General features: G+C 70.7%; 11 protein-coding genes. 6 read left to right on the top strand and 5 right to left on the bottom strand.

Annotation, left to right across the window (positions count from 1 at the left end):
* Positions 1-43: 43 nt before the first annotated feature.
* The 4 genes from BN159_RS31640 to ybaK all read left to right on the top strand — a co-directional run bounded on the left by BN159_RS31640 (position 44) and on the right by ybaK (position 4,004).
* Positions 44-1,621, top strand: a complete 1,578-nt coding sequence (locus tag BN159_RS31640; RefSeq protein WP_015661102.1) for a hypothetical protein — start codon at positions 44-46, stop codon at positions 1,619-1,621.
* Between the two features lie 111 nt (positions 1,622-1,732).
* On the top strand, positions 1,733-2,752 hold the full coding sequence (locus tag BN159_RS31635) for a hypothetical protein (RefSeq protein ID WP_015661101.1): 1,020 nt from the start codon (positions 1,733-1,735) through the stop codon (positions 2,750-2,752).
* An 11-nt stretch (positions 2,753-2,763) separates the two neighbouring features.
* On the top strand, positions 2,764-3,504 hold the full coding sequence (locus tag BN159_RS31630) for an LON peptidase substrate-binding domain-containing protein (RefSeq protein ID WP_015661100.1): 741 nt from the start codon (positions 2,764-2,766) through the stop codon (positions 3,502-3,504).
* Between the two features lie 8 nt (positions 3,505-3,512).
* Entirely contained in the window at positions 3,513-4,004 is a 492-nt protein-coding gene (gene ybaK, locus BN159_RS31625; RefSeq protein WP_015661099.1) for a Cys-tRNA(Pro) deacylase, read from the top strand.
* Positions 4,005-4,246: 242 nt separating this feature from the next.
* Here ybaK and BN159_RS31620 read toward each other — a convergent pair whose 3' ends face one another.
* The 4 genes from BN159_RS31620 to BN159_RS31605 all read right to left on the bottom strand — a co-directional run bounded on the left by BN159_RS31620 (position 4,247) and on the right by BN159_RS31605 (position 8,179).
* The gene (locus BN159_RS31620) at positions 4,247-4,939 is read right to left on the bottom strand and encodes a DUF2567 domain-containing protein (RefSeq protein ID WP_078598907.1); all 693 of its coding nucleotides are present in this window, start codon (positions 4,937-4,939) and stop codon (positions 4,247-4,249) included.
* Positions 4,940-4,973: 34 nt separating this feature from the next.
* Positions 4,974-5,798, bottom strand: a complete 825-nt coding sequence (locus tag BN159_RS31615) for an ABC transporter permease (RefSeq protein ID WP_015661097.1) — start codon at positions 5,796-5,798, stop codon at positions 4,974-4,976.
* Positions 5,799-5,883: 85 nt separating this feature from the next.
* A complete protein-coding gene (locus BN159_RS31610) occupies positions 5,884-6,858 on the bottom strand; it encodes an ABC transporter ATP-binding protein (RefSeq protein ID WP_041820096.1) in 975 nt (324 codons plus the stop codon).
* 106 nt (positions 6,859-6,964) lie between these two features.
* Positions 6,965-8,179: an NYN domain-containing protein gene (locus BN159_RS31605; RefSeq protein WP_015661095.1), complete on the bottom strand. Its 1,215-nt coding sequence runs from the start codon at positions 8,177-8,179 to the stop codon at positions 6,965-6,967.
* A gap of 224 nt (positions 8,180-8,403) precedes the next feature.
* On the opposite strand from BN159_RS31605, the gene BN159_RS46300 reads away from it, so the two are divergent.
* Positions 8,404-8,568 carry a hypothetical protein gene (locus tag BN159_RS46300; protein WP_015661094.1) on the top strand — a complete coding sequence of 55 codons (165 nt, stop codon included), beginning with the start codon at positions 8,404-8,406 and terminating at the stop codon, positions 8,566-8,568.
* A 98-nt stretch (positions 8,569-8,666) separates the two neighbouring features.
* On the opposite strand, the gene dnaE is transcribed toward BN159_RS46300, so the two are convergent.
* Positions 8,667-12,206 (bottom strand): DNA polymerase III subunit alpha, encoded by a 3,540-nt coding sequence (dnaE, locus tag BN159_RS31600; protein ID WP_015661093.1) that lies wholly within the window; start codon positions 12,204-12,206, stop codon positions 8,667-8,669.
* 170 nt (positions 12,207-12,376) lie between these two features.
* On the opposite strand from dnaE, the gene BN159_RS31595 reads away from it, so the two are divergent.
* A complete protein-coding gene (locus BN159_RS31595; protein ID WP_015661092.1) occupies positions 12,377-13,702 on the top strand; it encodes a DUF2252 domain-containing protein in 1,326 nt (441 codons plus the stop codon).
* Positions 13,703-13,724 lie beyond the last annotated feature (22 nt).

Here is a 13,724-nt window from a genome sequence, read left to right as displayed (position 1 = left end):
GGTTGTACGAAACCCATGAGTAGCCGGGGAGGAAGGGAACACCGTGACCGAGGGGGCCGGCATCCGGAGCGGAGACCTGCCGGACGATCTGACCGCCGCCGAGGCAGGCATGTGGCAGGCCTTCCGCAACGGCAGCGTGTACGACCTGAGCAGCGGCGACACCGTCGTCGACGATCCGCACGGCGGGCATCCGTGGGGGCCCGAGCGGACCGTGCGAGCCCGCATCGTGTGCTGGCTGCTGCTGGACGGACCGCCCGCGCTGGCCGGCCGGGTGTCGTCCCTGAAACTCGTCGGCGTGCAGATCAGCGGCAGCCTGGACCTGGCGGGCGGCACGGTGACTCCGTACGTCGAGATGCGCGGCTGCCGGTTCGAGCGGGACGTGCTGCTGCCGGAGGCGCGGTTCACCACCCTGCGTCTGGTGGACTGTTCGGTACCGCGTCTCGAGGCCGCCCGGGTGCACACCGAGGGCGATCTGCATCTGCCGCGCTGCCGCTTCCACAACGGCATCCGGCTCACCGACGCCCAGATCGGCACCGATCTGCTGCTCGCCCAGGCCGTCGTGTACCGCGACCGCAGCGGCCGCTCGATCGCCGGGGACGGCATGACCGTCGGCCAGGACCTCCAGGCCGAGCTGCTGGAGTCGCACGGCGAGCTGAGTCTGCGCAGCGCGAAGATCGGTGTCTCGCTGAGCCTGCGCGGGGCGCGGCTGGTCAACCCGTACACCCGGCGGGCGCTGAACGCGCCCCAGCTGACCGTGGAGCGCTCGCTGTACCTGACCCCGGCGGGCGTCGGAAACCCGCTGCTCAGCGGCACGACCCCGGCCCGCGGGACCCGGGTCCAGCGGTTCGAGTGCCAGGGCGGGGTGCGGCTGGACGACGGGCGGTTCGGGGACGCGGTCGACATGGAGCGGGCCCGGTTCACCTTCACCGACGACCAGGAGCTGTCGCTGCGCCGGATCCAGACGCCGGAACTGCGCTTCCTCGGCGAGCGCCCGGCCCGCGGCACGGTGGTGCTGTCCGGGGCGCGGATCGTCAACCTGATGGACCGGGCGGACGCCTGGCCGGGCCCCGGACGCCTGCACATGGGCGGCTTCTCCTACGAGAACCTCGTGCCGCGCGGGCCGTTCCCACTGACCGAGCGGCTGGACTGGGTGGCCGCGGCGACCGCCGAGTACAACCCGGAGCCGTACGAGCGGCTGGCCACGGTGCTGCGGGCGGGCGGCGAGGACGAGGACGCCCGGGAGGTGCTCCTCGCCAAGCAGCGCCGCCGCCGGGAGAGCCTGCCGGTCGCCGCCAAGTTCTGGGGGTACGTGCAGGACTGGACGGTCGCCTACGGGTACCGGCCGGGCCGGGCCGCGGTGTGGATGGCGTTGCTGTGGGCGGCGGGCTCGGTGGCGTTCGCGCACGCCGGTCATCCGCCGATCAAGCGGGGCGAGCATCCGGAGTGGAACCCGACGCTGTTCGCGCTGGACCTGCTGCTCCCGGTCATCGACCTGGGCCAGGTCGGCTTCTGGCAGCTGAAGGGCGGCTGGCAGTGGCTGGCGGCGGCGATGGTGCTGCTGGGCTGGACGCTGGCGACGACCGTGGCGGCGGGGGCGACGCGGTTGCTGCGGAGGGGCTGAGGACGGCAGGTGCGTCGTGGAGCACGTTTTTAACTTCCCTTGACCTGCGGCCGTACAACTTTCCACGAGTTGCCCGGTGCCTCTGGCGCCGTCCCGACCTGCGGCTTTTCAATGGTTGACACCATGGCTCTCCAGCTGCCGTTCCTTCGCGGGCCGCGGATTCGCACGACGAGGACCGCGCCCCCTCCCCTCGGCCCCCGTGCCGACGACGAGGTGCTGCTGGACGTGCCCGACGCCCGGCTGGGCCCGGCACTGGTCGCCGCCGCGCGCGGCGAGCACGAACCGGCCGCCGCACTGCTCGCCGCCACCCGCGCGGCCCGTGAGTGGGAGCACCGGGACCGCTACACGACCCGCCTCGCCGCCTTCGCGCACGCCCGCCCCGAGTGGTTCGAGGCCTGGCGTGCCGCCGCCCCGCGCGACCCCGACCGCCTGGTGGTCGACGCCCAGCTGAGGGTGGACCGCGCCTGGCGGTCACCGGCCCGCGCCGAGCTGCTGCGCGAGGTGAGCCCGCTGGTCACGGCCGCGGCCCACGGCGACGACCGGGACCCGGTGCCCTGGCGGATCGCCCTGGACCACGCGCGCGGCGCCCAGGCGGGCCCGAAGTACGTCGAGGAGCTCTGGGAGGCGGCCATGCGCCGGGCCCCCCACCACTACGGCTGCCATGTCGCGGCCCTGCGCTATCTGGCGTCCTCCTTCCACGGCTCGCACCACGAGTGCCTGGACTTCGCCGACCGCGCCGCGCAGGACGCGCCGCCCGACTCCCTCGTCCAGGCCCTGCCGGTGCGGGCGGCCTTCGCCTACCTCACCGACGGCTGCGGCCCCGAGGTGGCGCCGGCACCCCTGCACGGGGCGGCCGAGCGGGCGATGGCCCTGTCGGCGGCCCTCCCGGCGGCGGACCCCTGGCCGGCGGAGCAGCGCAACGTCCTCACCTATGTCCTCGTACGGCTGGGCCGGGTCGCGGACGCCCTGGAGCAGGTGCGGCTGACCGGCCCGTACGCCACGTCCTTCCCCTGGGACCGGTTCTCCGACGACCCCCTGGGCCACTGTCTGCGGGTGCGGGACGAGCTGCGGGGCGCGTCCGACCGTCCGGGGGGCGGGCACCAAGGCCGCGCACGCTCCGGCGACCATTAGGCTCTACCGTCGTGACCACCGTCCGGCTCCCGCTCTTCCCCCTGAACTCCGTGCTGTTCCCGGGGCTTGTGCTGCCTCTGAACGTGTTCGAGGAGCGCTATCGCGCCATGATGCGCGATCTGTTGAAAACCCCCGACGACGAACCGCGCCGCTTCGCCGTCGTGGCCATCCGCGACGGCCACGAGGTGGCGCCGAGCGCGCCCGGCATGCCCGATCCGACGGCGCTGCCGCAGCGTGGGCCCGCGGCGGGCTTCGGCGCCGACCCCATCAAGTCCTTCCACTCCACGGGCTGTGTCGCGGACGCGGCGACGATCCGGGAGCGGGCGGACGGCACGTTCGAGGTACTGGCGACGGGGACGACGCGGGTACGGCTGCTGTCGGTGGACGCGACGGGCCCGTTCCTCACGGCGGAGCTGGAGGAACTGGCGGAGGACCGGGGCGACGAGGCGGGCGCGCTGGCGGAAGGGGTGCTGCGGGCGTTCCGCCAGTACCAGAAGCGTCTGGCCGGAGCCCGCGAACGCTCGTTGTCGACGGGAGCGGACCTCCCCGACGAGCCGTCGGTGGTCTCCTACCTGGTGGCAGCGGCGATGATGCTGGACACCCCCACCAAGCAGCGCCTGCTCCAGGCCCCCGACACCGCCTCCCGGCTCCGGGACGAACTGAAACTCCTGCGCGCGGAGACCTCGATCATCCGTAACCTGCCGTCACTCCCGGCGGCGGACCTGACGCGCACGCCGACCAGTCTGAACTGAGGCAAGCGATGGCGAAGAAGCGACAGTCGGCAGGCACCCCGGCAACAGTGGCCCTCACCTCAGCCGGGGTCCCCTTCACCACTCACGCCTACGAACACGACCCCGCCCACCCGTCCTACGGCGAGGAGGCGGCGGATGCCATGGGCGTGTCCCCCGACCGCGTCTTCAAGACCCTGGTGGCGGAGGTGGACGGCACCCTGACGGTGGCGGTGGTCCCGGTGGCGGGCCAACTGGACCTGAAGGCACTGGCAACGGCGGTGGGCGGCAAGCGAGCGTCCATGGCCGACCCGACCCAGGCGGAACGCACCACGGGCTACGTCCGAGGCGGCATCTCCCCTCTCGGCCAACGCAAGAAGCTCCCCACGGTCCTGGACGCCTCAGCGACAACCCACGCCACCATCTGCGTCTCAGCAGGCCGCAGGGGCCTGGAGATCGAACTCTCCCCCACGGCCCTGGCCACCCTCACGAGCGCGACCCTGGCCCCCATCGGACGCGTTTAGCCCCTCGACGTACCCCTCTTCCTCGGTTAAGCAGAGGGGACATGTCGAAGAAAACACGGAAACGCAAATGGCGCCTGAAGAAGCGCCGAGCCAACCACGGCAGGCGCCCGGCCTAGTCGGCCCGTCCGGCGTTTGAGGACGAGGCCCGTTCAGGGCCGACAGCGGGGGTCTGGGGGCGGCAGCCCCCAGTGGGGGTCCCCCCTCTGGGGGAGGGACGGGTAGGGGCGGCGGGGGCGAGAAAACTACGCCTGCGGCGTGCCGTACCCGTCCCGAGGACGCCGGTCCTGCTCGTACGGATCCGGATCCCGCGGCCCGAACAGCGCGGTCAGCCCCAGGTGCACCACCAGCGCGGCAATGGACCACACCAGCAACGCCCCCTTCGCATCAAGCTCGAGCGGCGCCGAGAACGTCACCCCCTTGCCCACATCCTTGGCATGCGCGATGACATCCTGCGCCGGCCCGAGCCACACCCCCACCCGCCAGGCGAGCAAGGACCCGAGGAACCCCCCGACCGCCATCCCGACCACCAGCGGCACACCCCCACGCCGCCGCACCAGGAACACGGCCAACGCACTCACCGCCCCGAACCCGAGCGCCAACAGCGCGAACGTACCGTCGACGCCCACCGCCTGCTCCCCCTCGGTGTCCTTGAAGTAGACGGCCCAGCCCCCCTCGACCACGTCCCCGACCAGCGGCACCCGAGGAGCCAGCCACCACCACAGCACCCCGAGCAGCACCCCGGCCACGGCGACAGCCACCGTCACCACGGCGGCCTCCCGCACCTCGACCTTCATCCCGGGCCCGTCCTGCCCGTACGAGGGCGGCGGCACGTACCCGTAATGCCCCGGCTCACCGGAAGGTACATGCGGCTGCTGCCACGCGGTGCTGGCGGGCTGGTCACGCGGCGGCGGTGGCGGAGTCAATGGTGCGGTCACCCTGACATCGTGCCAGGCCGCCCTGTGCGCCGCGTCACCGGACGGCAGCCCGACGGTACGCCCAGGTCGCCACGGCCAGCGAAACGACGCCCACGACCCCGCACACGGCGAGGTCACCGAGGACGAAGGCCCAGTCGGGCCGCTCCCCGAAGGTCCGCGCAAGAGCCTCCACGCCGTACGTCGACGGCAGCAGATCCCGCGCGAGTCGCACCACCTCGGGCATCCGCTCGGCCGGCAGCACCCCCAGCAGCAGCGCCGCGGACATGCCCAACTGGCCGAGCACGGTCGCGAGTTCCGGCCGCGGCGCGAGCAGTCCGAGCGCCGCCCCGAGCCCCGCGAGCGCCGCCCCGGCCAGCGGAATCACCGCGAGCAGTACCCACAGATGCGTCATCGGCAGCCCGAACAGCACACACCCGAACACGGCGGTCACCACGGTCCCGGGCGCGGTGAAGGAGGCGTACGCCCCCGCGGCCCCCAGCACCACGGCCGCAGGCGGCACCGGCAGCGTCGCGTAGTGGTCGAGCCCCCCGCTGGCCCGGAGCTGCCCGAAGTACTGGGCGAGCAGGTTCAACGCGACGAAGGCCACCACCAGCACCGACGACCCGGCCACCACGGCCCGCGCCTCGTCCCCACCGTCCACGACCCCGCGCATCAGGATCATGATCCCGACGGACTGGAAGGTCGCCACGAACAGCAGCGGGATACGCGCGACCCGCGCACGCGACAGCTGCGCCCGGTACACGGCGCACAGCGACGGCCACAGCCGGGCCGCGGGCGCGAGCTCGGCCGCGCGCGTCACGGGCGACTCGTCCGCGGCCCGCGCGCCGGCCGGCAGAACCTCGGCGGGTACGACACTCACGTGGCGCTGCTCCTCTTCGCTGCGGCGGCAGTCCCGTTCCGTACGAATGCGACGCTCTTTGTACTCAACCCCGGACCAGTGGTGCTCAAGCCTTCACCAACCCCTGCTGCGCGGCCCCGCCCAGGGCCAGATACACATCCTCCAGGCTGGGCGTGGCGAGGGTGAAGTCGTCGAGGGCGGAGAAGGCGGCCCCGCCGGTCACGGTGGCGACGACCGCGCGGGCCTCCTCGGGCGCGAGCCGCAGGGTCCAGCGCCGCCCCGACGCCACGACCCGGTCCTGGAGCGCGGCCACCTCGGGCACATGCAGCGGCGCCGCCTCGCGCCACACCAGGTCCACCCGGACCTCCCCGGCGACCTGCTCCTTGAGCCCGCCCGGCGTGTCACAGGCGATGACCCGTCCCCGGTCCAGCACGGCGACCCGGTCCAGCACGGTCTCGGCCTCGATGACGTTGTGGGTGACGAGCAGGACGGTCGTGCCGTGCTCGGCCCGCCGCCGGTCGACCGCGGACCAGACCGCGCGCCGCGCCACGGGATCCATCCCGGTGGTCGGCTCGTCGAGCACCAGCAGCGGCCGCTCACCCACGAGGGCGGCGGCGAAACAGGCGAGCCTGCGCTGGCCCCCGGACAGTTTCTTCAGCGGCCGCCCGGCAAGCTCGGTCAGCCCCAGTTCCTGAAGTACCGCGTCCCGCTCGGCCCGTGCCGTGTGCACGTCCAGTCCGCGCAGCCGCCCGGTGGTCTCGGCGGCGAGGGAGACGGTCAGCTCGTCGAGGGCGGTCGACTCCTGGCCGAGGTAGGCGAGGATGCGCGCGGCGCGCTCCGGGTGCCGCACGATGTCGTGCCCGAGGATCTCCACACTGCCGCGATCGGGCCGCATCAGCCCCGTGAGCTGCCGTACGAGGGTGGTCTTGCCGGCGCCGTTCGGGCCGAGCAGCCCGAAGATCTCACCGCGCCGGATGTCCAGCCGTACGTCGTCGGTGGCCCGCACCTCGGGGGTGGCGGGAGTGCCGCGCCGTCCCCGTACCGCCGGATAGGTCTTGGTCAGTCCGCGCACGGCACACACGACATCCCCACTGGGCCGAAGTGCCGGTGTCGCGCGCTTACTCACAAGGGATGAGACTACGGGGTCGGCGCGCTCGGCTCGTCCTTGGGGCGGCGTATGTGCCGTTTCACTCCCCCGCCGGCGCGTGCTCCGCGGCCGTCCGGACATCGATCTCCCGCCAGAACCCGGCCCGGATCGCATACCGGTCGTGCTCGTCGATCTGGTCGTCCTTGTGGGCGAGCAGCCCGAACCGGGCGGCGTAGCGCAGCAGCTCGCCGTCGATGCGGTGCGGGATCCGCGGGTACATCCCGGAGAGCTTCTGGAGATGGCTCTGGTCGCCGAGCCGTTCCATCCACCGCCGCGCGAACACCTGTCCGACCTCGTACGGGTCTCCGCCGACGGTGGTGATGTCCTCCTCGCGGTCGGCCCACCGCTGCTCCGCCGTGGTGAGCTGGGCGAGTGTCGGCATGGAGGCGATCTCGGGCGGCTCGGCGGTGGCGCCGGGCCGGTCCACCCAGCCCTTGTCGGAGGACCAGCGCAGGGTCGCGGAGGCGGGATGCGCGGAGTGCGCTCCGGGCCCGCGCAGGGCGGCCAGATCCTTCGGCGTGGGCACGCCCTTCGGCGCGGGCACCCGCTCCTGGGTGCCGTTCTCCGTCGCGGCGGCCGGTGCCCGGTGCTCCCGCTCCTCGACGGGCCGCTCGGCCGCGGCGAGCGCGGAGTCGGGCAGCGGCGCGGAGAGGATCGCGGCGATCTCGGGCCGCGGCGCGGGCGGCGGCGCGCAGATCCCGCCGAGCTCCTTGGCACGTACGGCCTTGGTGATCCAGGTACGGTCCAGCACGCGCCGCTCGTCGGCCTCGGCGACCAGGTCCTCGGACTGGTTGTAGTCGCCGTCGGCGGCCTGCACGGCCCACAGGTGCACGGCGACGCCGTGTTCCTTGGCGGCCATCATGCCGGGCAGCAGATCGCCGTCGCCGGTGACCAGCACGATGTCGGAACAGGCCCGGTTGCGGGCCAGTTCGGTCAGCTCGGCGTGCATCGCGGCGTCCACGCCCTTCTGCGCCCAGCGTCCGTCGCTGCGGGTCAGTGCGCCCAGGCGCACGGTGACCCTGGGCATCACGCGCAGTCGGCGGTGCTCGGGCTGCGGGACGCGGTCGGGGGCGCCGTCGAACCAGTAGATGCGCAGCAGCGGGCGCTCGGTGTCCGACTCGGCTCGCTCGCGCAAACCCTGGATCAGGGCGGTGTGATCGACGGTGATCCGGGAGCGGGAGGGCTCTCCGGCGAGAAGTGAGGCGGCGGCCCCCAGCAGATACCCGGCGTCCACCAGGACGATGCAGCGGTCCACGCGATCCACCCTCTTTCCGGGAGGTTTGCTTCGGGCTTCCTTCGAGTCTGCCCGACCTCGCGAAGGTTAACGGCCGGAACTCGATCTTCGGCGTGGCGTTTCGGGGTGAGCGGCTCGAACGAGCGCCGTCACGCACCGTAATCTTCCGAAATGCGTCCCTTGTCAGCCTATGTGAATCTGGTCGCGGCCCTGGCCCCTAGATCCCCCACAGGAGGCAGATCACCATGGCCAAGAACAAGAACCGTGACCGAAAGCAGCCGCAGTCCGAGCGCGGGCAGCAGCAGGCCCAGCAGTCCTCGATGGAGGCGCAGGCCGAGCAGCGGATGTCCCAGGTGACGCCGAGCGACATCGCGCGCAAGGGCAAGCAGAAGAAGTTCGGTCACAACTGACATCTTCATAACGGGCGTTGAGCCCAGGCACATGACGAGGGGCGCATCCGACACGCGGATGCGCCCCTCGCACCTGTCTCTTCCGTCTTCTGTCTTCGCTAGCCGGCCAGGCAGGACGGGCCGAGCAGCACCTTGAGGTCGCCGAAGAGCGCCGGGTCCGGCTTCACCCGGTGGCGGTCCAGCCGTAGCACGGTCGTCTTCGTCGGGCCCTGGAGCTTGATCCGGACCTCGCTGTCGCCCTTGTGATGGGTGAGGATCTCGCCGAGGCGGCTGACCATCGGCGGGGTGACCTTGACCGCGGGGATGGTGAGGACGACCGGGGCGTTGGTGCCCGCGTTCGACAGGTCCGGCACCATCAGCTCCATGGCGACCAGCCGCGGCACGTCCTCGCGCTTGTCCAGGCGGCCCTTGACGAAGACCACCGCGTCCTCGACGAGCTGCGTCGAGACGAGCTGGTAGGTGGCCGGGAAGAACATGCACTCGATGGAACCGGCCAGGTCCTCGACGGTGGCGATGGCCCAGGCGTTGCCCTGCTTGGTCATCTTGCGCTGGAGGCCGGAGATGATGCCGCCGATGGTGACGACCGCGCCGTCCGCGTGCTCACCTCCGGTGAGCTGGGCGATGCCCGCGTCCGCCTTGTCGGACAGCACGTGCTCCAGGCCGAAGAGCGGGTGGTCGGAGACGTACAGACCGAGCATCTCCCGCTCCTGGGCGAGCAGATAGGTCTTGTCCCACTCGTCGGTGGTGAACTCCACGTCCAGGCCGAAGCCGGGCTCGTTGCTCTCCTCCTCGCCCATGCCGCCGAAGAGGTCGAACTGGCCCTCGGCCTCCTTGCGCTTGACCGCGACCACGTTGTCGATCATCGAGTCGAAGTGCGCGGTGAGGCCCTTGCGGGTGTGACCCATCGTGTCGAAGGCGCCCGCCTTGATCAGCGACTCCGTGGTCCGCTTGTTGCAGGCGACGGCCTCGACCTTGTCGAGGTAGTCGGGGAAGGAGGCGTACTTGCCCTTGGCCTTGCGGCTCTTGATGATCGACTCGACGACGTTCGTCCCGACGTTGCGCACGGCCTCCAGGCCGAAGAGGATCACGTCGTCGCCCTGGGCGGCGAAGTTGTGCACCGACTCGTTGACGTTCGGCGGCAGCACCTTGATGCCCATACGACGGCACTCGTTGAGATAGATCGCCGACTTGTCCTTGTCGTCCTTGACGGAGGTCAGCAGCGCGGCCATGTACTCGGCGGGGTAGTTGGCCTTCAGGTAGGCCGTCCAGTACGAGACCAGTCCGTACGCGGCCGAGTGGGCCTTGTTGAAGGCGTAGCCGGCGAACGGGACCAGCACGTCCCACAGGGCCTGGATGGCCTCGTCGCTGTAGCCGTTCTTCTGGGCGCCGGCCTGGAAGATGGTGAAGTTCTTCGCCAGCTCGTCGGGCTTCTTCTTGCCCATCACGCGGCGCAGGATGTCGGCCTCGCCGAGCGAGTACCCGGCGATGATCTGGGCGGCCTTCTGCACCTGCTCCTGGTAGACGATCAGGCCGTAGGTGACGGCCAGGACCTCTTCCAGGGGCTCCTCCAGCTCCTTGTGGATCGGGGTGATCTCCTGGAGCTTGTTCTTGCGCAGCGCGTAGTTGGTGTGCGAGTCCATGCCCATCGGGCCGGGACGGTAGAGCGCCGACACGGCGGAGATGTCTTCGAAGTTGTCGGGCTTCATCAGGCGCAGCAGGGAGCGCATGGGGCCGCCGTCGAACTGGAAGACGCCGAGGGTGTCGCCGCGCTGGAGGAGTTCGAAGGTCGTCGGGTCGTCGAGCGGCAGGGCCAGCAGGTCGAGTTCGACGCCCTTGTTGGACTTCACCATCTTGACGGCGTCGTCCATGATCGTCAGGTTGCGCAGGCCGAGGAAGTCCATCTTCAGCAGGCCGAGCGACTCGCACTGGGGGTAGTCCCACTGCGTGATGGTCACGCCGTCGGTGTGCCGCACCCAGATCGGCGCGTGGTCGACGATCGGCTCGCTGGACATGATGACGCCGGCGGCGTGCACGCCCATCTGCCGGACCAGGCCCTCGACGCCCTTGGCGGTGTCGATGACCTTCTTCACATCCGGCTCGTTCTCGTACATCGCCCGGATCTCGCCCGCCTCGCTGTAGCGAGGGTGGGAGGGGTTGGTGATGCCGTCGAGGTCGATGCCCTTGCCGAGGACGTCCGCAGGCATGGCCTTGGTGAGCCGGTCGCCCATCGCGTACGGGTAGCCCAGGACGCGCGCGGAGTCCTTGATGGCGTTCTTCGCCTTGATCTTGCCGTAGGTGCCGATCATGGCGACCTTGTCGGAGCCGTATTTCTCCGTGACGTACCTGATCACCTCGACGCGCCTGCGCTCGTCGAAGTCGATGTCGACGTCGGGCATGGAGATGCGCTCGGGGTTGAGGAACCGCTCGAAGATCAGGCCGTGCGGGATCGGGTCGAGGTCGGTGATGCCCATGGCGTAGGCGACGATCGAGCCGGCCGCGGAGCCTCGGCCGGGGCCGACCGCGATGCCCTGGCTCTTGGCCCACATGATGAAGTCGGCGACGACGAGGAAGTAGCCCGGGAACCCCATCGAGATGATGGTGTCCATCTCGTACTCGACCTGCTTCATCCGGTCGTCCGGGATGCCGTCCGGGAAGCGGCGGTTCATGCCGCGCATGGTCTCCTCGCGGAACCAGGAGACCTCGGTGTAGCCCTCGGGGATGTCGAACTTGGGCATGAGGTTCTTCTCCTGGAACATGCCCGTGGTGTCGATCTGCTCGGCGACCAGGAGGGTGTTGCGGCAGCCCTCCTGCCAGGCGTCCGAGGAGTCGACGGCGTACATCTCGTCCGTGGACTTCAGGTAGTAACCCGTGCCGTCGAACCGGAAGCGGTCGGGGTCGGAGAGGTTCTTGCCGGTCTGGATGCACAGCAGGGCGTCGTGCGCGGTCGCCTCGTGCGCGTAGGTGTAGTGCGAGTCGTTGGTGACCAGCGGGGGGATGCCGAGCTTCTTGCCGATCTCCAGCAGGCCGTCGCGGACCCGGCGCTCGATCTCGATGCCGTGGTCCATCAGCTCCAGGAAGTAGCGGTCCTTGCCGAAGATGTCCTGGTACTCGGCGGCGGCCTTCAGGGCCTCGTCGTACTGGCCGAGGCGCAGCCGGGTCTGGAGCTCGCCCGAGGGGCAGCCGGTGGAGGCGATGAGCCCCTCGGACCACTGGGAGATGGTCTCCTTGTCCATCCGGGGCCACTTCTGGAGCCAGCCCTCGGCGTAGGCGTCGGAGGAGAGCTTGAAGAGGTTGTGCAGGCCCGTCGCGTTGGCCGCCCAGATCGTCTTGTGGGTGTAGCCACCGGAACCGGAGACGTCGTCCCGCTTCTGGTGCGGCTGGCCCCACTGGATCTTGCGCTTGTTGCGCCGGGACTCGGGGGCGACATAGGCCTCGATCCCGATGATCGGGGTGACTCCGGCCTTCTTCGCGGAGTGGAAGAAGTCGTACGCGCCATGGAGGTTGCCGTGGTCGGACATGGCGATGTGCGTCATGCCCATCTCATTGCACGCGTTGAACATGTCCTTCAGCCGCGCGGCACCGTCCAGCAGCGAGTACTGGGTGTGGACGTGCAGGTGCGTGAACGGCGGCTTTGACACGGTGCGGCCTCCAGGGGAAACACTTGGCGACGGGCTGGCGGACAGTTCTGGGGTCAGCGTCGAAGTCTATGCCGCGGCACTGACACTCGGCGGGCACTCCGACGTACGGTCGTGCGTTGGATACGGCAGAGACGCTGTCGTACAGGCACTGCACCAGGAGGCACCCAGCGATGTCGGTTCCGAAGCTCAGCGACGAGCAGCGCGGCGAGGAGATCCTCGCCGTCTTCGACACCGCGTTCGGCGAGCTCCTGGCCGCCGACCCGGCCGCGTTCCGCGTGAAGTTCCGCAAGATGGCGGCTTCGGCGTTCGCGTTCTACCGCGGTACGGCGTGCCTCTTCTACCACGACCTCGACCCGGAGAAGCGGGGCGGGCCGTTCCTGGACGAGCGCACCTCGCGCGTGTGGATCCACGGCGATCTGCACGCGGAGAACTTCGGCACGTACATGGACTCCACCGGCCGGCTGATCTTCAACGTCAACGACTTCGACGAGGCCTATGTCGGCCCGTTCACCTGGGACCTCAAGCGCTTCGCCGCCTCCGTCGCGCTGATCGGGTACGCGAAGGCGCTCAGCGACGAGCAGATCACCGAGCTGGTGCGGGTGTACGCGGGCGCGTACCGCGAGCGGATCCACGCGCTGGCGACCGGCGCCAAGAGCGACGAGGTGCCGCCGTTCACCCTGGACACCGCCCAGGGGCCGCTGCTGGACGCCCTGCGCGACGCCCGCGCGCTGACCCGGTTCGGGCTGCTGGACTCGATGACCGAGATCCGGGACTTCGAGCGCCGGTTCGCCCCGGGCGGCGGCTCCATCGAGCTGGACGCGGCCACCCGCTACAAGGTGCTGGCCGCCTTCGACGGCTACCTGGAGACGCTGCCGGAGTCCTCCCTGACCCGCCCGGACTCCTACCGCGTGAAGGACGTCGTGGGCCGCCGCGGCATCGGCATCGGGTCGGCCGGTCTGCCGTCGTACAACATCCTGCTGGAGGGCAACAGCGACGCCCTGGAGAACGACGTCGTGATCTACATCAAGCAGGCCCAGACCCCGGCGGTCTCCCGGCACATCACCGACGCGGCGATCCGTGACTACTTCCAGCACGAGGGCCAGCGCACGGTGATCTCGCAGCGCGCTCTCCAGGCGCACGCCGACCCGTGGCTGGGCTGGACGGAGCTGGACGGCGCGGGGCAGCTGGTCGCGGAGGTCTCGCCGTACGCCGTGGACCTCGACTGGGGTGACATCGACGACCCGGAGGAGATCGCGGCGGTGGTCGCTGACCTCGGCCGGGCGACGGCGACGATGCACGCGGCGGCGGACGACACCTCCGGCGAGTCCCTGGTGCCGTTCTCCACCGAGCGGGCCATCGACGCGGCCATCGCGGCCGACGAGGACGGGTTCGCCGAGCTGCTGGTGGGCTTCGCGCACGACTACGGCGCACGCGCGCGTGCCGACCACCAGGTCTTCGTGGACCTGTTCCGCAACGGCCGGATTCCCGGCCTGTGACCGACCACCGCTGACCGACTTC

Source organism: Streptomyces davaonensis JCM 4913, assembly GCF_000349325.1.
Lineage (GTDB): Bacteria > Actinomycetota > Actinomycetes > Streptomycetales > Streptomycetaceae > Streptomyces > Streptomyces davaonensis.
The sequence above is the reverse complement of the archived record's forward strand: the minus strand, read 5'-3'. Positions and strand labels throughout refer to the sequence as shown.

What these genes read in the sequence shown, in the direction of transcription:
- BN159_RS46300 (WP_015661094.1), top strand. Translation starts at nt 8,404, where the DNA reads ATGGCCAAGAACAAGAACCGTGACCGAAAGCAGCCGCAGTCCGAGCGC.
- ybaK (WP_015661099.1), top strand. Translation starts at nt 3,513, where the DNA reads ATGGCGAAGAAGCGACAGTCGGCAGGCACCCCGGCAACAGTGGCCCTC.
- BN159_RS31595 (WP_015661092.1), top strand. Translation starts at nt 12,377, where the DNA reads ATGTCGGTTCCGAAGCTCAGCGACGAGCAGCGCGGCGAGGAGATCCTC.
- BN159_RS31635 (WP_015661101.1), top strand. Translation starts at nt 1,733, where the DNA reads ATGGTTGACACCATGGCTCTCCAGCTGCCGTTCCTTCGCGGGCCGCGG.